The sequence below is a fragment of the Sphingomonas sp. PP-F2F-A104-K0414 genome (assembly GCF_004340945.1).
GTDB lineage: Bacteria > Pseudomonadota > Alphaproteobacteria > Sphingomonadales > Sphingomonadaceae > Sphingomonas.
Genome location: NZ_SLYD01000003.1, coordinates 14,014 through 35,084 on the forward strand (window position 1 = coordinate 14,014; position 21,071 = coordinate 35,084).

The window sequence follows — 21,071 nt, forward strand, 5'->3', positions numbered from 1 at the left end:
AGGCCGCGCTCGCCAGTTATTTGAGGAGCGCTAGTCATTTGACGGGGCGGCGGTTTTCGCTAGCGTCCCGCGCGATGGACAAACCACTTCCCGCGTTCCCGCGTTCGCTCTTCGTTTTCTCGGTGTTGTACGGCGGCATGGTGTGCATCGCCGGCGTGTTGGGGGTGAAACAGGTCGCGCTCGGCCCGCTCGCGGTCGAGGCGGGGATCTTCGGGTTCCTGCTGCTGGTGGTATTGAGCAGCGCGATCGCCGAACTGCACGGCCAGAAGACCGCGACGTTCCTCGTACGCCTCGGGTTCATCCCGCTGCTGGTGTCGGCGGCGCTGATCCACCTGGTGCTGGCGCTGCCGCACGATCCGGGGATGTACCCGCCCGCGGTCGACGCGTTTCCGGTCGTGGTCGGGCAAAGCTCGCGGATGATGATCGCCGGGCTGATCTCCTACGGGATCTCGCAGACGCTCAACGTGCTGATTTTCTCGAAGCTGTCGGGCCAGGTCGGCAGCGGCGACGGCAAGCTGGTGTGGCTTCGGGGCATGATCGCGAGCATCATCTCGCAGATCATCGACACGATCTTGTTCATCACCATCTCTTTCCTGGGGGAGCGGCCGATTCTCGGGCTGATGGAGGGGCAGATGCTCACCAAGGTCGTGCTGTCGATCGTGCTGGTGCCGTTCATGATCACGTTTTTCGTGCGGCTGGGGCGGCGGCTGGACCGGGTTTGATTTGAAGGCTGCATCCTAGGCCTGTCATCCTTTACGCCGTCCCCCCCAAAGCCCATCCCCCCAAGCCTGTCACTCCCCAAGCCCGTCACCCCCCCACGCCCGTCACCCCAGCGAAAGCTGGGGTCTCCCCCTGGGCGGATGCAGCGGCTCGAACCGGGAGATCCCAGCTTTCGCTGGGATGACGGATGGGGCCGACGTGGGATGTGTCACGCTACGCTACGCCACGCCACGCCACGCCACGCACGTTCCTCGGATGACGAACCGCCTGCGACTGGCTAAAGCGCGGGCATGACCGATCACACGCCCGATCCCGCCCTGCTCGCCAAGGCGGAAACGCTCACCGAGGCGCTGCCGTATCTGCAGCGCTACGCCGGCAAGACGTTCGTCGTGAAATACGGCGGCCACGCAATGGGCGACCCCGAGCTCCAGCGCGATTTCGCCGAGGACATGGTCCTGCTCAAAGCGGTTGGCATCAACCCGGTCGTCGTCCACGGCGGCGGGCCTCAGATCGGCGCGATGCTCAAGCGCTTGGGCGTCGAATCGCGCTTCGTCGATGGCCTCCGCGTGACGGATGCGGAGACCGCGCAGATCGCCGAAATGGTCCTCGCAGGCTCGATCAACAAGGAAATCGTCGGCTGGATCGGCCAGGCCGGCGGTCGCGCAGTCGGTATCTCGGGCAAGGACGCAGGCCTCGTCCTCGCGCAGAAAGTCGGCCACGGCCGCGAACCCGACAAGCTCCAGGGAATCGAGCGTCACGTTGACCTCGGTTTCGTGGGAGAGCCGATCGCGGTAGACCGGACGATTCTCGACACGCTGATCGCCGCCGACATCATCCCGGTGATCGCCCCGATCGGCATCGGCGCGGATGGCCACACCTACAACATCAACGCCGATACGATGGCCGGCGCGATCGCCGCGGCGATGGGGGCGGCGCGGTTCTTCCTGCTGACCGATATCGTCGGCGTGCTCGACAAGCAGGGTGAACTGCTCACCGATCTCGACCCCGCGCGGATCGCCGAACTGCGCGCCGACGGCACCGTGACCGGCGGCATGATCCCCAAGCTCGACACTTGCGTCGCGGCGGTCGAATCGGGCGTAGATGCCGCAGTGATCATCGACGGCCGCGTGCCCCACGCGATGCTGCTGGAGATCTTCACCAAGCAAGGGGCAGGCACGCTGGTCAGCGCCAACGGGCGCTCGCGGTAACGCGCGACGGGTATCACCCTCACTACCGCCACGCCGTCATCCCAGCGAAAGCTGGAATCTCCCGGTTCGAGCCGCCCGCCCGCCAACGGGGATACCCCAGCTTCCGCTGGGGTGACGATAGGTGGGGAACGATAATCGGTCGGGCGGGCGCGAGCGGCGGCGAACCACAGGCCTTCTCGTTCTTCCCGCCCCCCAAACCCGTCATCCCAGCGGAAGCTGGGATCTCCCGGTTCGAGCCGCGCACTCGCCAACCGGGATACCCCAGCGTTCGCTGGGGTGACGGGCTGGGGCTAAGGGGACTATCGCCTAAGCAGGGCTTCTCGTTCTCCCCCCGCCACCTTATATCGGCAACACACCAGCGGAGACCCTTGCCTTGATCGCCCTTCTTCAGATCGTCCAGTTGCTGCTCAACCTCGTCTGGTGGGTCATCGTCATCCAGGCGGTGCTGTCGTGGCTGATCGCGTTCAATGTCATCAACACGCACAGCGATTTCGTCCGCACGGTGTGGAACGCGCTGCAGAAGATCACCGAGCCGCTGTACCGCCCGATCCGCCGCGTCCTGCCCGATTTCGGCGCGCTCGACCTGTCGCCGCTGGTCGTGCTGCTGATCCTCTACATCCTGACCAACATCGTCATCCCGAACATCGCGCAGAACTACCTCGTCGCAGCCTATTGATCGGGCCGGCCGCCTGGCGCGCGGTCGATGACGGCCTCGCGATCGCCGTCCGGGTAACCCCGCGCGGCGGTCGCGACGCACTCGCCGCCGGAACGCCCGAGCATTTCGCCGCGCGACTGGCAGCCGCCCCCGTCGATGGCGCCGCAAACGCCGGGCTGGTCGCCCTCGTCGCCAAGACCTTCGGTGTACCCAAGCGCAGCGTCACGATACTCTCCGGCGACACCGCCCGCCTGAAGCGCCTGCACATCGCCGGCGACTCCACTGTGCTGGCGGAAATCGCGTCCGCGCTCTATGGGCCGCGGGCATGAGCGCGACCATCATCGACGGCAAGGCCTTCGCCGCCGGCCTCCGGGCCCGTATCGCAGACGGCGTCACCGCCTTCAGGGCGCAGGCGGGCCGCGCGCCCGGCCTCGCCGTGGTGCTGGTCGGCGAGGACCCCGCCTCCAACGTCTATGTCCGCTCGAAGGGCAAGGCGACGCGCGAGGCCGGGATGGAAAGCATCGAGCACCGGCTCCCCGCCGACGTCCCCGCCGAAGACTTGCTTGCGCTGGTCGCGACGCTCAACGCAGACCCGACGATCGACGGCATCCTCGTCCAGTTGCCCCTGCCCAAGCATATCGACGAGCAGACGGTCATCGCCGCGATCGATCCCGACAAGGACGTCGACGGCTTCCACCCGATCAACGCTGGCCGCCTCGCAACCGGCCTGCCGGGTTTCGTTCCCTGCACGCCGTATGGCTGCGTCATGCTGCTGAAGAGCGTGCTGCCGAGCTTGAGCGGGATGGAAGCGGTCGTCGTCGGTCGCTCGAACATCGTCGGCAAGCCGATGGCGCAATTGCTGCTCCGCGAAAGCTGCACCGTCACCGTCGTGCATAGCCGCACGCAGGACGTGCCCGCGCACATCCGCCGCGCCGACATCGTCGTGGCCGCGGTCGGCATCCCGCAGATGATCAAGGGCGACTGGCTCAAGCCCGGCGCGACCGTCATCGACGTCGGCATCAACCGCACCGATGCCGGCCTCGTCGGCGACGTCGATTTCGCCAGCGCGGTCGAGGTCGCGGGCGCGATCACGCCGGTGCCGGGCGGCGTCGGGCCGATGACGATCGCGTGCCTGCTGCGCAACACATTGGTTTCGGCAGGACGTCGCGAAGGCGTCGCGATCGAGGAGTCGAGCCTGTGATCGAACTCTACATCTCCTCGCTGATCACGTTCTTCGTGGTCATCGATCCGCCCGGCTGCGCGCCGATCTATGCCGGGCTGTCGGCGAGCGCTTCGGCCCTGCAGAAGCGGGCGATGGCGATCCGCGCGGTCGGCGTGTCCGCGCTGATCCTGTTCGTGTTCGCACTGTTCGGCGAGGCGTTGCTCAAGGGCCTCGGCATCAGCCTCGCCAGCTTCCGCATCGCCGGCGGCATCATGCTGTTCCTGATCGCGCTCGAAATGGTATTCGAAAAGCGCACCGAACGCCGTGAGGACCGCGCCGCCAAGGTCGCGAGCGATCCTGAGGTCGAAGACGTCTCGATCTTCCCGATGGCGATGCCGATGATCGCCGGGCCGGGCTCGATCGCGTCGGTGATGCTGTTGATGAGCCGCAACAGCGGCATCGAGCGCTCGCTGGTCGTGCTCGGCGCGATGGTGACGATCCTGCTGCTGACTTTGGTCGCACTGCTCGCGGCAGGACCGATCATGCGGATCCTCGGCGCAAAGATCGAGGCGGTGATTACCCGCTTGCTCGGCGTGCTGCTGGCGGCGCTGGCGGTGCAGTTCGTGCTCGACGGCCTGTCGGTGGTGTTGCGCTAGTCTGTTCTCCTGCGAACGCAGGAGTCCAGGATTACAGAAGCCGTCTTTCGTTACCCTGGGCTCCTGCGTTCGCAGGAGAACCGGAGGATGGTGATCAATCCACCTTGAACAACCGCAAAGGCGACTTCGCCGGCAGCGGCAACGGCGTCAGCCACGCCGGAACCTCGTTCTTCGCCATCTGCGCATAGAATCCCTTCGGACTGCGCGCCTTGTAGTTGGTCGATTCCGCCGCGTTCGGGCACAGCAGCAGCATCGTCGCGCCGTGCCGCTTGATGATCGCATGCGCCTGGTCCGGCGTTCCCCCGAACGCATGCTGGACGTCGAGGATCGCGTCGCCATTACGGTGATACGGCCCCGCGATCGCATCGTGATGCGTGATCGTGATCAGCCGTGGCCCCATGTCGACGAAAGTGAACACGGTCTGCGCCGGATACTTGTTCAGCGATAGCAGCACGGTCGTCCGCAGGCAGTTGCCCGTCGCCATGTTGACGCGCTTCTCATACGGCTTCGGCCGATCGATCGGAAAATACTGGATCACCATCCCGGCAAACAGCCCCGACACGATCAGGAACGCACCGACCGTCCCCAGCACGCGCACTGCCACCGACCGGTTGCCGAGCAGCCGCGGCAGGATCAGCCACCCGAGCGCGGTCGCCCCCGGAATCGCCAGCAACTGCGCCGCCGGTCCGGCACGGACCTGCCACAACAGCATCGCGCACGCGAACGCCGTGAACAGCGCCACCGCCGCCCAGCCCACGGCTCGGTCGTCGCGACGCGAACGCCAAGCCGCAAGGATCGCCCCGATCAGGCCGATGATCGGCAGCGTCGCCAGCGCGAACCCGACGCGAAAGCTGTGCTTGTAGATCGGCTTGGCCTCGCGGACATTGTCCAGCCAGTTGCGTTGCAGCTCGGGCGAGATCCCCTCGGGCCGCCCCAGGCACTGCGGGAACACCAGCGCAAAGCCCACCACGATCGCCGCACCCGCTACCACCGCCAGAGCCAGCCGAGCGCCCCGCGACGCCGGCCCGAACCGCGCGAGCAGGAACAGCAGCATCCCCGCCGCGATCATCACGCTCAGCCACACCGGCGTCAGCGCATCGCAACGCATCGCCTGGTTGGCGTTCGACGCGAACAGCGCGAACCCGAGCGTGCTGCCCCCGCCCAAAGTCAAAGCATAGATCGACAGCCGCTCGGCCTCCGACCGGTCCCACACCCAGCGCAAGGCGATGATCGCCCCCGCCATTGCGGCATACGGCAACAGCTCGAGCCCGATCGACAGCGACACCGCGCTCGCGAGCCCGACCATCGCGCCACCACGCCGCCCGTTCGTATCGCAGAGCCCCGCCACCGTCAGGCTCAGCATGGCCAGCTGCCAGCCGTGGTGATCGATCCGCTCGGGCATGAACATCAGCATCGTGCCGGTCGCGCCGACCATGATCACGACGGCAAGCGGCCAAGCGTAAGGGCTGATCAGCCGCCGCACGGTCGCGCCGATGCCGAGCATCGCGATCGACAGCGGCAACAGCGGCGCGATCCCGCACGCGAGCCGCTCGGCCCAGCTGTTGGTGGTGAAGAGGCGGAAGAATAGGATCAGCCCCGCGATCGGGAGGTCGACGATGCGACTCCAGTGGATGTCGAACCCGACCGGCGGGTTCAGCCGGTAGTTGCGCAGATCGTACCAGCCCTGGCCGTCCAGCAGCGCACGGACCTGCATCAGCCGCATGTTGTCGTCGGTATCGCCGAGCGACAGCCAGCGGATCTGGCCCCAGCGATCGAACATCGACCACGCCGCCACCGCCACCCAGGCGAGCAACGTCAACGCGATCCAATGCCGATCGAGTTCGTCCAGCAACGTCCGCCGCTGAAGTGGTGCCTGATCCAAAACGCTTTCCTCCAGCCCGCACGCACTCTAGATGCGCGGGCGTATCTCAAGCGTCGCTCTATCGCGGTGTCCGTAAAGAACAAGGCACCGGCGCGATCGCCGGAGGGTAAAGAACAAGGCGGGCATGCAGGCGATTTGGCGACAGGTTGAGCAGATGCGGGCGAGCGGCGTGCTCGGCCAGCTCGTGCGCTTCGGAATCGCCGGCGGTATTTCGAGCGTCGTCTATTCGCTCGTTTACCTGCCGCTGACCGCTTATGTCTTCCCGCCGCGCCAGGCGGTCGCCGCGGTGCCGTTCGCATTTGCCGTCGCGGTGACAGTCGGGTTCTTTCTGCACAGCCGGTGGAGCTTCAAGGGCCACGCGAAGGAGCCGGGCGCGGGCCGGCACGTCAAGTTCGTGATCGTCCAGGGCTCGGGCCTCGCGCTCAACGCGGTAATCACGTGGATCGGGACCGCGTTGCTCCACCTGCACCCGTGGATCCCTCTGATCCCCGCCGTCTTCCTTGCCGCGATCGTGACGTTCGTGCTCAACCGTCTCTGGGTTTTCAACTGAAATGGCCGACAAGTAATGGACCGCATCGTCTACGACCGGATGGCCGCCCACGATTCCACCCACTGGTGGTACCGCGCCCGCCGCGACATTCTCGCCGATTACCTGACCCGCTACGGCGCATTGCCGAAGAATGCGAAGATCCTCGAGATCGGCTGCGGCACCGGCCACAACCTGCCGATGCTGGCCGAGTTCGGCGAGATCGATGCAATCGAGATCGACCCCGCCGCACGCGAGATCGCCAGCGAGCGGCTCGGCAAGCCGGTCGGCGCGGCGCCCTTGCCCGAACTCCCCGGCGTGCCCCGCAAGCATTACGACCTGATCGCGGTGCTCGATGTGGTCGAGCATATCGAGGACGACGTCGCCGCGTTGAAGGCGATGGCGGATTGCCTCGCGCCCGGCGGCAAGATCCTGATCGCCGTGCCGGCGCATGCGTGGCTGTGGAGCGCGCATGACGTGGTGAACCACCATCACCGGCGCTACTCGAAGGCGACGTTGAAGTCGGCGATCGAGACTGCGGGTTTGAAGCCGGAGAAGCTCGGCTATTTCAACTCGCTGCTGTTCCCGCTGGCGGCGGCGGCGCGGATCGCCGGGCGAATGACCGGTCGTGACGACAGCGACGATTCGCCGCCGCCGAAGTTGGTGAATGCGCTGTTCGAGAAGATCTTCCGGCTTGAGCGGCATTTGGTCGGCCGCATGCCGATGACGCCGGGGGTTTCGATCGTAACGTTGGCGGTGCCGCGGTAAACCTGCTCGATCCTCCCCTTGCAGGGGAGGTGTCGCGTAGCGACGGAGGGGTAGCGCCCTATCGAGAGCAGGTCACCCCTCCGTCAGCGCTGCGCGCTGCCACCTCCCCTGCGAGGGGAGGATGGGCGGCAAATTCGGTGCGGGCGGCACAGTGACGAGCGTCTTGGATTTACGAGTAGAAAGCACCACCCCGGCGAAGGCCGGGCCCCAATTGGGGGACGTGGCCAACTGAGGTCCGCGCTCCGTTACTGCGACCTTTCCAATTGGGCCCCGGCCTTCGCCGGGGTGGTGTGAGGATCGGGGTAGGCGGTGTTCGTCAGTCTACGCGGATTGGTGGGGACGCGTCAGGCAACCGCACCACGTCGACCGGCTCCGCACGAAACCCGAGCGTCGCCTTCCCCTGAATCGGGCCGGCGACATCGGCGACGATATACAGCGGCCGACGCTTCGACTCGACGTACAGCCTTCCGAGATACTCGCCGATCATCCCCAACACGAACATCTGCACCGCGCCGAGGAACACCGTGACCAGCATCGTCGAGGTCCAGCCCTGCACCGCGCTCCCCGATAGCCAACCAATCGCGATATAGACGAACAGCAGCAGCGATACGCCGGTCAGCGCGAGCCCGGCATGGCTGGCGAAACGCAGCGGCGCGGTCGAGAAGCCGGTGACGGCGTCGAACGCGAGGCGGATCATCTTCGCCAGCGGGTAGTTCGTCTCGCCCGCGAGCCGCTCGGCGCGATCGTAGGGGAAGGGCACCTGCTTGAAGCCGATCCAGGCGACCATGCCGCGGATGAAGCGGGCCTGCTCGGGGAGCGACAGGAACGCATCCAGCGCCCGCCGGCTCATCAGGCGGAAATCGCCGGTGTCGAGCGGGATCGGCGTCTCGGTCATCCGTGTCAGCAGGCGGTAGAACGCGGCGGCGGTGGCTTTCTTGAAGACCGTTTCGCCCGCGCGCTGGCGGCGCACTGCGTAGACCACGTCGGCCTGACTCGCCGCCATTGCCGCGCGCATGTCGGACAGGAGTTCGGGCGGGTCCTGGAGATCGGCGTCGATGATCAGGATCTGCTCACCTGCGCACAGGTCCAGGCCGGCGGTCAGCGCCAACTGGTGGCCGTGGTTGCGCGAGAGGTTAATCGCGACCAGCCGCGGATCAGCGGCGGCGAGGCGCTGCATTACCGGCCAGCTGTCGTCGCGCGAGCCGTCGTTGATCAGGACGATCTCGTAATCGTCGCCAACCGCGACCTTCGCCGCACCGGAAATACGCGCGTGCAGGATGTCGAGGCACGCAGCCTCGTTATAGCAGGGGACGACAATCGAAAGGGACGGACGGTTCATCGCCCCCGTCTAGCGCCCGTCGCGCCCGCCGTCATCGTCGGATGTTTCTACACCCGCTCCACGGTATGCACCGCATCCGCCGCGCGGAGGCCCGCCATCAGCCGCATCAACTGCTGCACGTCGTGCACCTCGACGTCGATCTCGTTGGTGTGGAAGCTCTTGTCGCGCGTATCGAGCCGCAGGTTGATGATGTTCGCCTTGTGCCCGCCGATGATCGTCGACACGATGCCGAGCGAGCCCGGCTCGTTCTTCACCATCACCGAGATGCGTGCGACCGCGCCCTCGGTCTCGTTGCCCCAGGCCACGTCGACCCAATCGGTCTCGTTCTCCGACCGCTCGGCGAGTTCGCCCAGCACGCGGCAGTCGATCGCATGGACCTCGATCCCCGCGTCGGGCCGGCGCAACCCGACGATCCGGTCGCCCGGCACCGGATGGCAGCACGTCGCGAGGTCGTAGGCGACGCCCGGCGTGAGCCCCTTGATCGAGATGGCGCTCGATTGCGGCGCCAGCGCATGCGTCACGTCGGCGCCCGCCGAACCGGGCATCAGCGCCTCCATCACCGCCGCATCGGACAGCGTTCGCCGCGCGATCGCGACCATCAGCGACGATTCGTCGGGCAGCTTCAGCCGCTTCAGCGCGTGGCTCAGCGCATCGGTGCCGATCTGCGCGGGCAGGCGTGTAACGATGTCCTCGTACAAGGTCTGACCAAGCGCGGTCTGTTCGACGCGTTCCTTCTGGCGGAGATGCCGGCGGATCGCGGCGAGCGCCTTGCCGGTGGTTGCGACGTTGAGCCATTGCGGTTGCGGCGACTGCCCCTTCGAGCGCAGGATCTGCACCTGATCGCCGTTCTCGATCACCGTCGACAGCGGCACGACGCGGCCGTTGACCTTCGCGCCGACCGCCTGGTCGCCGAGATCGGTGTGCACCGCGTACGCAAAGTCGATCGAGGTCGCGCCCTTGGGCAGCTGGATCAGCTCGCCCTTCGGCGTGAACGCGAAGATGCGATCGGTGTACATCGCCATCCGCGTGTGTTCGAGCAACTCTTCCGGGCTCTCGGCGGTATCGAGGATTTCGACAAGGTCGCGGATCCAGCTCACCTGCCGATCGCTGCCGTTGATCTGCTGTTTGTACGCCCAGTGCGCGGCGAGGCCGAACTCGGCCTGCGCGTGCATGTCGGCGGTACGGATCTGGATCTCGATCCGCGCGCTGTCGGCGTGGATCACCGACGTGTGCAGCGAGCGATAGCCGTTGCGCTTGGGCGTCGAGATGTAATCCTTGAACCGGCCCGGCACCATCGGCCAGCGCTGGTGGATGATCCCGAGCACGCGGTAGCAATCCTCCTCGGTCGGCACGATCGCGCGGAACGCCATCACGTCGGACAGCTGCTCGAAGCTGATGTGGCGTTCGGACATCTTGCGGAAAATCGAATAGGGGTGTTTTTCGCGCCCCGAGATCTCCGCCTCGACCCCGGCGCGCGACAGCACCAGCTTCAGACCAGACGCGATCTTGGCGATGCGGTCGCCGTCGCCTTTCTTCAGCTGTTCGAGGCGGCGATTGATCGATTCGGAGGCTTCGGGCTCGAGCTGTTCGAACGCCAGCGACTGCATCTCGCGCATGAACTCGTACATGCCGATCCGCTCGGCGAGCGGCGCGTAGATGTCCATCGTCTCCTTGGCGATGCGACGGCGCTTCTCGGGCTTCGATATGTGATGCAGCGTCCGCATGTTGTGGAGGCGGTCGGCGAGCTTGACCAGCAGCACGCGGATGTCGTCTGACATCGCGAGCAGGAATTTGCGCAGGTTTTCGGCGGCGCGTTCGTTTTCGGTCTGCGCCTCGATCTTCGACAGCTTCGTCACGCCGTCGACGAGGCGCGCGACCGAGGCGCCGAACAGCCGCTCGATTTCCTCGGGGGTCGCGACCGTATCCTCGATCGTGTCGTGGAGGATTGCGGTGGCGATCGTCTCGGCATCGAGGTGCAGGTCGGTGAGGATGCCCGCCACCTCGATCGGATGGCTGAAATACGGATCGCCGCTCGCGCGCTTCTGGCTCCCGTGCGCCTGCATCGAGAAGACATAGGCGCGGTTCAGCAGTGCCTCGTCGGCGTCGGGATCGTAGTCGAGGACGCGATCGACCAGTTCATATTGGCGCAACACCCACCATAGATGGGGCCGGGCAGGGACTTTTGGCAACAAAAAGCGTCGCATCACTGTGATCTAGTGGTTGGGTCAGCCATTCGTGGGCGGCGCATAACGTAGGATAAGCGGGGCGTTTCGCTTCTGCGGCTTATGCGGTACGTTCGCGGCGGATGAGGATGACGTGATGGGCAAATTGCGCGAACCATTGCTGGAATGCAGCCTGCCCGCCGCGCTGGAGGCGATGGGCGAGCGCTGGTCGTTCCTGATCTTGCGCGCCTCATTCAACGGCCTGCATCATTTCGAGGAGTTCCAGTCGGAACTGGGGATTGCGCGCAATATCCTGGCGAACCGGCTGGCGCGGTTGGTCGAGCACGGGATTTTGGAGCGGCAGCCTATCCCGGAGGATCGGCGCAAGATCGCTTATGGATTGACCGACAAGGGGTTTGCGTTGCTCCCGACGATGATCGCGCTCCGGCAATGGGGCGAGCGGTGGGAGACGTGCGTGCCGGCGTTTCCGATCCTGGTCGACGCGCGCGATCGGCGGCCGTTGCAGCCGGTGTCGGTGCGGTCGCATGATGGGCGCGTGCTGGGGAAGGGGGATCTGATCTGGGCGCTTCCTGGGGAAGTTGTGGGCGTCGAGGCGGAGGCGGCGGAGTAGCTCTCCACTCCGTCATCCTGACGAAAGTCAGGACCCAGAGTAACGAGCGCTGCCCTTCCTCGCTCTGGGTCCTGACTTTCGTCAGGATGACGAGGGTAGTTTCAGGGTGACGGCGGTGGGTCAGGTTAGGACGGCAGCGTTTCCAGCACCGTGCGGATCGCATCTGGGAGTGCCACCGGGCGGCCGGTCTCCAGGTCGACTTGCACGCTGACCATATTGATGACCGTGTGCAACTCCCCCGTCTCCGCATGCGCCAGCTCGAAGCGTTTCGTCAGGCTCGTCGTCCCAAGCTTCTCGATCCGCACGAACGCCTCGATCGTGTCACCGAGGCGGAACGGCTTCAGGTAATCGATCTCGGTCCGGCGCACGTTAAACTCGGTGGTCGGCCAGACATCCGGCAGCGTTTCGGCGATCCCGGTCCACTCCCAGAACTCGGTGACCGCGACGTCGGCATATTCGAGATAGCGCGAGTTGAAGACGATGCGCTGGCCGTCGATCTCGGCGTAGCGCACGCGGAAACGCGTCGAGAAGGCGAACCCCGGCCGCATCTCAGAAGATCAGCTTTACGCCGACCAGCGCCAGCACCGTCGCCAGGACCGGCACCAGCACGCGGTCGGAGACGCGCGTGGCGATCAGGCTCCCGACGATGATGCCGGGGATCGACCCGATCAGCAGCGACACGAGCAGGTCGACGTCGACCGAACCGAGGATCCAGTGGCCGATCCCGCCGAGCAACGTCAGCGGCACGGCGTGGGCGATGTCGGAGCCAACCAACCGGTTGATCGGCAGCGTCGGGTACAGGATCAGCAGTGCGGTCATGCCCAATGCGCCAGCGCCGACCGAGGTCAGCGAGACGAGCACGCCGAGAACTGCGCCGAGCAGGATCGTCAGCATCGCCTGACGCTCGCCGCCGACGGTGCCCACGCGAGGCGTCAGCCACGCGACGATCTTGCCGCGGAAGAACGTCGCGACCGCCGACAGGATCAGCGTCACGCCGAGCACGACGGTGATCGCATGGCCGGTATTGGACGATTTCTCGCCGAGGTGGTTGAGCACCAGCAACGTCGCGATCGCCGCGGGGACGCTGCCGGTCGCGAGCCTGCGCACGACGCGCCAGTCGACCGTGCCGCGCCAGCCGTGCACCGTCGTGCCGACCGTCTTGGTCGCCGACGCATAGAGCAGGTCGGTGCCGACCGCGGTGGCGGGGTGGAAGCCGAAGACGAGCACCAGCAGCGGCGTCATCAACGACCCGCCACCGACGCCGGTCAGCCCTACGAGAAGGCCGACGAGCACGCCGGCCACCGAATATAACGGATTGATATCCACTAAGCGGTCAGCCGGCGCCGCGCGCAGGCGTGTTGACGCCCATCGACTGGAGATATTTCTTGACGTTGCGGGCCGCCTGGCGGAGCCGCTGTTCGTTCTCGACCATCGCGATCCTCACATAGCCCTCGCCGTTTTCGCCGTAGCCCACCCCTGGGGCCACCGCGACGTGCGCGTGAGTCAGCAATTGTTTGGTGAACTCAAGGCTACCTAAATGCGCGAGGGCGGGCGGCAAAGGCGCCCAGGCGAACATGCTCGCGCGGGGGGACGGGATATCCCAGCCGGCGCGACCGAAGCTCTCGACCAGCACGTCGCGGCGCTTGTGGTACAGCTGGCGGTTGCGCTCGACGATGTCCTGCGGGCCGTTGAGCGCGGCACACGCGGCGGCCTGGATCGGCGTGAACGCACCGTAGTCGAGATACGACTTCACGCGCGTCATCGCCGCGATCAGCGTCTTGTTGCCGACCCCGAACCCCATCCGCCAGCCGGCCATCGAATAGGTCTTGCTGAGCGAGGTGAACTCGATCGCGACGTCCTTCGCGCCCGGCACCTGGAGGATCGAGGGGGTGGGCTTGCCGTCGAAATACAGCTCCGAGTAAGCGAGGTCGGAGATGACCCAGAGCTTGTGCTTCTTCGCGAACGCGACGACGCGCTCGTAGAAGGCGAGATCGACGACTTCGGCGGTCGGGTTCGAGGGATAGCCCATCACCAGCACCGATGGCGCGGGGACGGTGAACGCCATCGCGCGTTCGAGGCTCTCGAAATAGGCCTCGTCGGGCGTGGTCGGCACCGCACGGATCGTCGCGCCGGCGATGATGAAGCCGAAGGTGTGGATCGGATAGGACGGGTTGGGCGCGAGCACGACGTCGCCGGGCGCGGTGATCGCGGTGGCCAGACTCGCGAGGCCCTCCTTCGAGCCCATCGTGACGACGACCTCGGTCTCGGGATCGACGTCGACGCCGAACCGGCGGCCGTAATAGTTCGCCTGGGCTTTCCGCAGGCCGGGGATGCCCTTCGACTGCGAATAGCCGTGTGCGCTGGGCTTGCGCGCGACTTCGACGAGCTTCTCGATGACGTGCTCGGGGGGCGGCAGGTCGGGATTGCCCATGCCGAGATCGATGATGTCCTCCCCGCCCGCGCGCGCCGCCGCCCGCATCGCGTTCACTTCGGCGATGACGTAGGGGGGCAGGCGTTTGATGCGGTAGAAGTCTTCGGACATGATCAGCCTCAAGCTGGAGGAGCGGGTGCTGTACCGCAGGTGAGCGGGGGCGTCACCCAACGAAAGCTTGCGTGTTGTGAGCAGGCGGGCCGAGGCAGCCCGCCGTTTCTCCAAATCCCACCTCTCCCGTCACCCCAGCGAAAGCTGGGGTATCCCTGTTGTTGAAGGGTGTGGCCCGAACCGGGATACCCCAGCTTTCGCTGGGGTGACGGGTTTTGTTGCGAGTGACGCGCTTTTCTCGGGCGACGGGCTTTTCTCGGGTGGCGGGCTTTGTTGCGAGTGACGCCGGAGACGAGTGACGGAAGGGGCGGGTGACAGTCGTCCTTCCGCTCGACCCACACCTGCGGTAAGCTCCAGAAAAAGCAGAGGACGTCATGGCCGAAACTCCTCCTACCCCGAGCTTGCCCGATCTCCAGCACTGGACCTGGGTGATGGGACGTGCGCAGCAGATGATGCTGGAGCAGGGCTTGGCGGCGATGCAGGCCAAGCCCGAGGCGATTCCTGCCATTCCCGGCTTTACCGATCCCGCCACACTGGAACGCGCACGCGATTTCTGGACCGAGAGCCTGACGTTGTGGCAGCGCTTCCTCGATCCCGCCAAGGCGCCCGATCCCGCGCCCGTCACCGACAAGCGCTTCAAGGCGCCGCAGTGGCGCGAACCCGTGTTCGACCTCATCCGGCAAAGTTACGAGCTGATCGGCGACCACATGCTGCGCGGGGTTGAGGCGGTGGACGGGCTCGACCCCAAGCAGAAGGAGCAGTTGCGGTTCGCGACCAAGGGGTTCGTCGACGCGATGAGCCCGACCAATTTCGCGCTGACCAACCCGCAGGTGATCGAGAAGACGATCGAGACACGCGGCGAGAATCTGCTGAAAGGCCTGCAGAACATGATGGCGGATCTTGCCCGCGGGCAGGTGACGCATACGCCGGACGGCGCGTTCGAGCTCGGCCGCAATCTGGCTATGACGCCGGGCAAGGTGGTGAAACGCACGCCGCTCTACGAACTGATCCAGTACACACCGACCACCGACAAGGTGCTGGCGACTCCGCTCGTGATCTTCCCGCCGTGGATCAACCGGTTCTACATCCTCGACCTGACGCCCGAGAAGAGCTTCATCCGCTGGGCGGTGGAGCAGGGCATCACCGTGTTCATGGTCTCGTGGAAATCCGCTGACGCGAGCATGAAGGACGTCGTCTGGGACGATTACATCGCCGCGCAGGTCGATGCGATCGATACAGTGCGGACTGCGCTGAAGGTGCCGGCGGTGCACACGATCGGCTATTGCGTGGCGGGGACGACGCTGGCCGCGACGCTCGCGTTGCTGGCGGCGCGCGGCGAGGCAGCCAAGGTCGCAAGCGCGACGTTCTTCACGGCCCAGGTCGATTTCGCGCAGGCGGGGGAACTGCAGCATTTCATCGATGACGAGCAGTTGAAGATGGTCGCGTCGCTGTCGCCGGAGGGGTTCCTCGACGGGCGCTATATGGCGACGACGTTCAACCTGCTGCGCGGGCGCGACCTGATCTGGAACTACGTCACGCAGAATTACCTGCTAGGGCAGGATTACGTGCCGTTCGACCTGCTCCACTGGAACGGCGACACCACCAACCTGCCTGCGAAATGGCACCTGAGCTATCTGACCGACCTGTACCGCGACAATCTGCTGGTCACGGGCACGATGACGGTGGACGGGACGCCGATCGACCTCACCAAGGTGACGACACCCGCTTACGTCCAGGCGGGGCGCGAAGATCATATCGCGCCCGCCGAAAGCGTCTGGAAGCTGACGCAGCTGTTCGCGGGGCCGCTGAAGTTCGTGCTGGCGGGGTCGGGCCACATCGCCGGAGTCGTGAACCCGCCGGCTGCGGGCAAGTATCAGTTCTGGACCAATCCCTCGGCGCATACGACGCTCGAGGACTTCGTTGCGGGGGCAACCGAGACCAAGGGAAGCTGGTGGCCCGACTGGGTCGAATGGGTCCGCGCGATCGATCCGAAAACCGTGGCAGCCAAAGGGGTTAGGCATCCCGGCAGGGGGCCCCTCGCGGCGCTCGGCGATGCGCCTGGCGAGTATGTCAAAACCCGGTAGCGCTACCTTCCGTTAACGTCATGGTGCAGTGCACAATTTCATTGTGCGGCGCCGCGAATCGTGTATCAAGGAGCACGACATAACTCCGAAGAGAGGTGCGTGGATGGTGGATATCGTGAAACGGACGGCCAAGGCCGGTTCGAAGCCTGTCGCCACCGCGAAGGCTCCTCGGACCGTCGCCAAGCCGGCTCAACCGGCACCCAGGCCGGACGCCAAGACGCCGGCGATCGACACACCTCCCGCGGCTGCTTTTGTATCGCCGCAACCGGACACTCCCGCCCCGATTCCGGCCGTCGCGCCGTCGGGGATCCCAGCTAGTGAAACCCTAGCCAGCGAACCAAAGGACGCCACGATGGACACGATCCAGAGCATCACCGAGAAGACCAAGGCCCTGTTCACCAACGGGTTCAGCGGCACCACCACCAGCGAGTTCAGCGAGCAGGCCAAGGGCGCGATGGAGAAGTCGGCGAAGATGGTCGAAGACATGACCGCATTCGGCAAGGGCAACATCGAGGCGCTGGTCGAATCGTCGAAGATCGCCGCAAAGAACGTCGAAGCGCTCGGCCACGAAGCCGCCGAATACGCCAAGACCTCGTTCGAGAGCGCGACCGAAGCCGCCAAGACGCTCGCCGCCGCCAAGTCGCCGACCGAGTTCATGAAGCTCCAGAGCGATTATGCGCGCACCGCGTTCGACACGATGATCGCCGAGGGCTCGCGCTCGACCGAGCGGATGCTCAAGATGTTCGGCGAGTTCGCACAGCCGATCTCGAACCGCGTTGCGGTCGCGACCGACAAGCTGAAGATCTCGGCCTAAGTTACGCGATGCCGTCTTCGGGCGGCAGGTGACGAGAAAGGGGCGGCCGTCGTGCGACGGTCGCCCCTTTTGCGTTTGCGGTTTTCGCGCGAGGTTTGCGGGCGCCCCCTTGCTCTTGCCCCCCGGCATGCCATATTTTGGCAGCATGCTTTTGACCCCTGAAATGACGACTCCCCAGCGGACGGGCGAGCAGATGGCCGAGCGCCGCGACGATGGTGGCGAGGATGGTACCGGGGGCACCGGCGCCGGCATCGCGACAAAGACGCGCGCGAAGACCAAACAGCCGACGCCGTACCGCGTGCTGATGCTCAACGACGATTATACGCCGATGGAGTTCGTCGTGCTGTGCCTACAGCGCTTCTTCCGCATGGACATGGAGGCCGCGACTCGCGTGATGCTGCACGTCCACCAGAAGGGCGTCGGGGTGTGTGGCACGTTCAGCTACGAGGTGGCGGAGACCAAGGTGAGCCAGGTGATGGACTTCGCCAAGCAGAACCAGCATCCGCTACAGTGCACGCTCGAGAAGGCTTGAACGTCCCGCTCTAAGCTGATCCTCCCCCGCAAGGGGGAGGTGGCACCGAAGGTGATGGAGGGGGCGGCACGCGCCACACCCCTGTTCCGTATCCTCCCCCTCCGTCTGGCAAGAGCCAGCCACCTCCCCCTTTGCGGGGGAGGATTGAGAGTTACCGCGCCGGTGGCAGCCAGCGCAGGTCGAGCCCTTCGAAGCGGTCGATGTAGTTCGCGGCCTGCGCGAGCTGCACTTCGTTGAGCAGCGTAACCCGGCCCGTCTCGCGGCGGATCAGGCCGTCCTCTTCCAACTGTCGCAGCATCCGGTTGACGTGCACCGCGGTGAGGCCGGTGGCGTCGCCGATCTCCTCCTGCGTCAGGCCGAGCGTGAAGCTGTTGCCCATCGCGCGGTCGCGCATCCGCATCCGGTTGCGCATCTCGAGCAGCAGCGCCGCGATCCGCGCCTTCGCCGAGGTGCGGCCGAGTGCGGCGAGCCGGTCGGTCAGCGCGACCTTCTCCATCTGGTTCATTACCATGATCAGCGCAGACAGCCGCGGATGATCGGTGACGAGCCCGGTCATCGCCGAGCGATCGAACGAACACACCGTGCAGTCGGTCAGCGCGACCACCGTCTCGGGCGAATCGCGATAGACCAGCGCCGAGACTGCCAGCATGTCGCCGGCATAGAGAAAGCGCAAAATCTGGCGGCTGCCGTCGTCGAGCAGCACATAGCTCATCGCCATGCCACGTTGCAGGATGAAGAGTTCGGCCTGCGGATCATTTTCGCGCACGAGGACGGCACCGCGACGCAAGTCCCGCGGGCGCTCCTCCAACCGCGCTAACGCAGCCTTTTCGTTCATCGACAGGTCGATGAGATCGCCGACGCGGTCGGCGAAGCAGCTGTCCGGCACTCTGTAATGGTCCCCAATGTTCAAGAACCACAGAGCAAAGCTAGGATTTCCGCGCATTAAAGTCGATCAAGCGGGGGGTGTTAGCGCTAGTAAGGGCACAAGGCGGGTCCCAGCGCGGGACTTGTCCCCGGGCAACGTCCGCCTGTCGCCCGATCGATGCGCGGCCCTTGCGCAGAACGCCAGCCGCGATAGACACCCGGGATGGACCGTATTCTCATTCGCGGCGGCAATCGCCTGTCCGGGCGCTTGCCCATCTCCGGCGCGAAGAACGCCGCGCTCACGCTGATGCCGTGTGCGTTGCTGACCGAAGAGCCGCTGACGCTGCGCAATCTGCCGCGGCTGGCGGATGTCGACGGCTTCGGCCACCTGCTCAACCAGCTTGGCGCGTCGACCGCGATCCAGGGTACGCGGCCCGAGGATTTCGGCCGGGTGATGACGATCCGTGCGGGTAACCTCACCTCGACCGAGGCGCCCTACGACATCGTCCGGAAGATGCGCGCGTCGATCCTGGTGCTCGGGCCACTGCTCGGGCGTGGCGGCGAGGCGACGGTGTCGCTGCCGGGCGGCTGCGCGATCGGCAATCGCCCGATCGATCTCCACCTGCGCGCTTTGGAAGCGATCGGTGCCGAGCTGGAGATGGCGGCGGGCTATGTGAAGGCGATCGCGCCCGGTGGACGCCTGCCGGGCGGCCGCTTCCGCTTCCCGATCGTCTCGGTCGGCGCCACCGAGAACGTCGTAATGGCGGCGGTGCTCGCCAAGGGTACGAGCGTGATCGAGAACGCCGCGCGCGAGCCGGAGATCGTCGACCTCTGCAATTGCCTCGTCGCGATGGGCGCGTCGATCGACGGGATCGGCACCGAGACGCTGACGATCGAAGGCCGCGACCGTCTCCACGGCGCGACTTACGCCGTGATGCCCGACCGCATCGAGGCGGGCAGCTACGCGTGTGCGGCGGCGATCACCGGCGGCGACCTGGAACTGGTCGGCGTGGATGTCGCCGACATGGGCGCGACGTTCGATGCGCTGGTCGAGGCGGGCGTGTCGGTGACGCCGACCAAGGACGGCGTCCGCGTTGCGTCCGACGGTTCGTTGAAGCCGCTGACGCTGTCGACCGCGCCGTACCCTGGCTTCGCAACGGATATGCAGGCGCAGTTCATGGCGATGCTGTGCAAAGCTGACGGTGCGAGCGTGCTGACCGAGACGATCTTCGAGAACCGCTACATGCATGTGCCGGAACTGGCGCGGATGGGGGCGGATATCCAGGTTCGGGGGCGAACTGCGGTGGTCCGTGGCGTCGACAAGCTGGTCGGGGCGCCGGTGATGGCGACCGATCTGCGGGCTTCGATGAGCTTGATCCTAGCCGGCTTGGCGGCGGATGGAGAGACGTCTGTGGGCCGGGTGTATCACCTTGACCGCGGATATGAGCGGTTGGAGGAAAAGCTGAGCGCGGTCGGTGCGGATATCGAGCGTGCCAGCGACGGGTGAGGACCACCCCGGCGAAGGCCGGGGCCCAGTTGGAAAGGTCGCTCTAATACGCGTTGAGTTTCGTTACTCGGCTGTTCCCTCGCGAAGGCGGGGGCCCAGGATCGAGCAAGACCGTCCTTCGTAATCCGGTAGACATCTACTCAACGCCGTCGGCAAAGCCGCCGTCGGACGGGTTCGGTGAACCGACCCGCCGGCCGTGCCGGGCGCTGCCCACTTCGCTTTGCTCGCGGCCAACGGCGCGGACGTTGCCGCGCCTGCGCCCGTCAGTACATGTGCTGACCGCCATTGATGCTCAACGTAGACCCGGTAACGAACCCGCCCTCCTCGGAGCACAGGAACGCCACCCCGCGCGCGATTTCGGTAGCCTGACCCAGTCGCCCGACCGGAATCTTCGCCACGATCTTTTCCAGCACGTCGGCCGGCACCGCCGCCACCATGTCCGTATCGATATACCCCGGCGCGATCGCGTTGACGGTCACGCCCGCGCGCGCGCCCTCTTGCGCCAAAGCCTTCGTGAATCCGTGAATGCCCGACTTTGCCGCAGCATAGTTCACCTGGCCGTATTGCCCGGCTTGCCCGTTGATCGAGCCGATGTTGACGATCCGCCCCCATTTGCGCGTGCGCATGCCGGGGAAGACGGCCTTGGCCATGTTGAAACAACCGCCAAGATTGGTGTCCATCACCTCTTTCCAATCCTGGTAGGTCATCTTCAGGATGGTCCCGTCGCGGGTGATACCGGCGTTGTTCACGACGATGTCGACGTCGCCCAGATCGGCGGCGACCTGCGCGCAGCCGGCCTGGCACGCATCATAGTCGGCGACGTCCCACTTGTAAGCCTTGATCCCGGTGCGCTCGGTGAACTCGCGGGCGCGGTCGTCGTTGCCGGCATAGGTTGCCGCCACGGTTAGGCCCATGTCCTGCAATGCGAGACTGATCGCTTCGCCGATTCCGCGCGTACCACCGGTTACAATTGCCACGCGTGCCATCAGTCTCTCCTCGGTTCAGCCTTTTGCCGGAGG

21 protein-coding genes are annotated in these 21,071 nt (G+C 65.7%); 13 read left to right on the top strand and 8 right to left on the bottom strand.

Annotated elements, in window-relative coordinates:
• Nucleotides 1–74 precede the first annotated feature (74 nt).
• The 6 genes from C8J46_RS07280 to C8J46_RS07305 all read left to right on the top strand — a co-directional run bounded on the left by C8J46_RS07280 (nt 75) and on the right by C8J46_RS07305 (nt 4,401).
• Entirely contained in the window at nt 75–722 is a 648-nt protein-coding gene (locus C8J46_RS07280) for a queuosine precursor transporter (RefSeq protein WP_132736997.1), read from the top strand.
• A 288-nt stretch (nt 723–1,010) separates the two neighbouring features.
• Nucleotides 1,011–1,928 (top strand): acetylglutamate kinase, encoded by a 918-nt coding sequence (gene argB / locus C8J46_RS07285; RefSeq protein ID WP_060526005.1) that lies wholly within the window; start codon nt 1,011–1,013, stop codon nt 1,926–1,928.
• Between the two features lie 373 nt (nt 1,929–2,301).
• Nucleotides 2,302–2,604 carry a YggT family protein gene (locus tag C8J46_RS07290; RefSeq protein ID WP_060526004.1) on the top strand — a complete coding sequence of 101 codons (303 nt, stop codon included), beginning with the start codon at nt 2,302–2,304 and terminating at the stop codon, nt 2,602–2,604.
• Nucleotides 2,601–2,912, top strand: a complete 312-nt coding sequence (locus C8J46_RS07295; protein ID WP_132737000.1) for a DUF167 family protein — start codon at nt 2,601–2,603, stop codon at nt 2,910–2,912. Before C8J46_RS07290 ends, C8J46_RS07295 begins: the two co-directional genes overlap by 4 nt.
• Nucleotides 2,909–3,784 (top strand): bifunctional methylenetetrahydrofolate dehydrogenase/methenyltetrahydrofolate cyclohydrolase FolD, encoded by an 876-nt coding sequence (folD, locus tag C8J46_RS07300; protein ID WP_132737004.1) that lies wholly within the window; start codon nt 2,909–2,911, stop codon nt 3,782–3,784. The genes C8J46_RS07295 and folD overlap by 4 nt, the downstream gene beginning before the upstream one ends.
• The gene (locus C8J46_RS07305; RefSeq protein ID WP_132737007.1) at nt 3,781–4,401 is read left to right on the top strand and encodes a MarC family protein; all 621 of its coding nucleotides are present in this window, start codon (nt 3,781–3,783) and stop codon (nt 4,399–4,401) included. The genes folD and C8J46_RS07305 overlap by 4 nt, the downstream gene beginning before the upstream one ends.
• A 94-nt stretch (nt 4,402–4,495) precedes the next feature.
• On the opposite strand, the gene C8J46_RS07310 is transcribed toward C8J46_RS07305, so the two are convergent.
• Nucleotides 4,496–6,283 (bottom strand): AcrB/AcrD/AcrF family protein, encoded by a 1,788-nt coding sequence (locus tag C8J46_RS07310; protein WP_207894132.1) that lies wholly within the window; start codon nt 6,281–6,283, stop codon nt 4,496–4,498.
• A gap of 124 nt (nt 6,284–6,407) precedes the next feature.
• On the opposite strand from C8J46_RS07310, the gene C8J46_RS07315 reads away from it, so the two are divergent.
• Entirely contained in the window at nt 6,408–6,833 is a 426-nt protein-coding gene (locus tag C8J46_RS07315; RefSeq protein ID WP_207894133.1) for a GtrA family protein, read from the top strand.
• A 15-nt stretch (nt 6,834–6,848) separates the two neighbouring features.
• Nucleotides 6,849–7,577 carry a class I SAM-dependent methyltransferase gene (locus C8J46_RS07320; RefSeq protein ID WP_132737010.1) on the top strand — a complete coding sequence of 243 codons (729 nt, stop codon included), beginning with the start codon at nt 6,849–6,851 and terminating at the stop codon, nt 7,575–7,577.
• A gap of 316 nt (nt 7,578–7,893) precedes the next feature.
• Here the strand turns inward: C8J46_RS07320 and C8J46_RS07325 are convergent, their stop codons facing one another.
• Together C8J46_RS07325 and C8J46_RS07330 are read right to left on the bottom strand one after the other, a co-directional pair.
• Entirely contained in the window at nt 7,894–8,916 is a 1,023-nt protein-coding gene (locus C8J46_RS07325; protein WP_132737014.1) for a glycosyltransferase family 2 protein, read from the bottom strand.
• A 47-nt stretch (nt 8,917–8,963) separates the two neighbouring features.
• A complete protein-coding gene (locus C8J46_RS07330; RefSeq protein ID WP_132738166.1) occupies nt 8,964–11,069 on the bottom strand; it encodes a bifunctional (p)ppGpp synthetase/guanosine-3',5'-bis(diphosphate) 3'-pyrophosphohydrolase in 2,106 nt (701 codons plus the stop codon).
• Nucleotides 11,070–11,235: 166 nt separating this feature from the next.
• Here C8J46_RS07330 and C8J46_RS07335 point away from each other — a divergent pair, with 166 nt between their 5' ends.
• Nucleotides 11,236–11,709, top strand: coding sequence for a helix-turn-helix domain-containing protein (locus tag C8J46_RS07335; RefSeq protein ID WP_132737017.1), 474 nt, complete (start codon nt 11,236–11,238; stop codon nt 11,707–11,709).
• A 125-nt stretch (nt 11,710–11,834) separates the two neighbouring features.
• Here C8J46_RS07335 and C8J46_RS07340 read toward each other — a convergent pair whose 3' ends face one another.
• Genes C8J46_RS07340 through C8J46_RS07350 form a run of 3 tightly spaced genes read right to left on the bottom strand, consistent with a single transcriptional unit; the run spans nt 11,835 to nt 14,251 of the window.
• Nucleotides 11,835–12,257, bottom strand: coding sequence for a thioesterase family protein (locus C8J46_RS07340; RefSeq protein WP_132737020.1), 423 nt, complete (start codon nt 12,255–12,257; stop codon nt 11,835–11,837).
• A 1-nt stretch (nt 12,258) separates the two neighbouring features.
• Nucleotides 12,259–13,035, bottom strand: a complete 777-nt coding sequence (locus tag C8J46_RS07345; protein ID WP_132737022.1) for a sulfite exporter TauE/SafE family protein — start codon at nt 13,033–13,035, stop codon at nt 12,259–12,261.
• Between the two features lie 7 nt (nt 13,036–13,042).
• Entirely contained in the window at nt 13,043–14,251 is a 1,209-nt protein-coding gene (locus C8J46_RS07350) for an LL-diaminopimelate aminotransferase (RefSeq protein ID WP_093398371.1), read from the bottom strand.
• Nucleotides 14,252–14,625: 374 nt separating this feature from the next.
• On the opposite strand from C8J46_RS07350, the gene phaC reads away from it, so the two are divergent.
• The 3 genes from phaC to clpS all read left to right on the top strand — a co-directional run bounded on the left by phaC (nt 14,626) and on the right by clpS (nt 17,681).
• Nucleotides 14,626–16,335, top strand: a complete 1,710-nt coding sequence (gene phaC / locus C8J46_RS07355; RefSeq protein ID WP_132737025.1) for a class I poly(R)-hydroxyalkanoic acid synthase — start codon at nt 14,626–14,628, stop codon at nt 16,333–16,335.
• Between the two features lie 352 nt (nt 16,336–16,687).
• Nucleotides 16,688–17,149, top strand: coding sequence for a phasin family protein (locus C8J46_RS21190; RefSeq protein ID WP_243643269.1), 462 nt, complete (start codon nt 16,688–16,690; stop codon nt 17,147–17,149).
• A gap of 193 nt (nt 17,150–17,342) precedes the next feature.
• Nucleotides 17,343–17,681 carry an ATP-dependent Clp protease adapter ClpS gene (clpS, locus tag C8J46_RS07365; RefSeq protein ID WP_132738168.1) on the top strand — a complete coding sequence of 113 codons (339 nt, stop codon included), beginning with the start codon at nt 17,343–17,345 and terminating at the stop codon, nt 17,679–17,681.
• 151 nt (nt 17,682–17,832) lie between these two features.
• Here clpS and C8J46_RS07370 read toward each other — a convergent pair whose 3' ends face one another.
• The gene (locus tag C8J46_RS07370; protein WP_243643303.1) at nt 17,833–18,516 is read right to left on the bottom strand and encodes a Crp/Fnr family transcriptional regulator; all 684 of its coding nucleotides are present in this window, start codon (nt 18,514–18,516) and stop codon (nt 17,833–17,835) included.
• A gap of 252 nt (nt 18,517–18,768) precedes the next feature.
• On the opposite strand from C8J46_RS07370, the gene murA reads away from it, so the two are divergent.
• Nucleotides 18,769–20,052 (top strand): UDP-N-acetylglucosamine 1-carboxyvinyltransferase, encoded by a 1,284-nt coding sequence (gene murA, locus C8J46_RS07375; protein WP_132737031.1) that lies wholly within the window; start codon nt 18,769–18,771, stop codon nt 20,050–20,052.
• Between the two features lie 263 nt (nt 20,053–20,315).
• Here the strand turns inward: murA and phbB are convergent, their stop codons facing one another.
• Nucleotides 20,316–21,038 (bottom strand): acetoacetyl-CoA reductase, encoded by a 723-nt coding sequence (phbB, locus tag C8J46_RS07380; protein ID WP_056066403.1) that lies wholly within the window; start codon nt 21,036–21,038, stop codon nt 20,316–20,318.
• Nucleotides 21,039–21,071 lie beyond the last annotated feature (33 nt).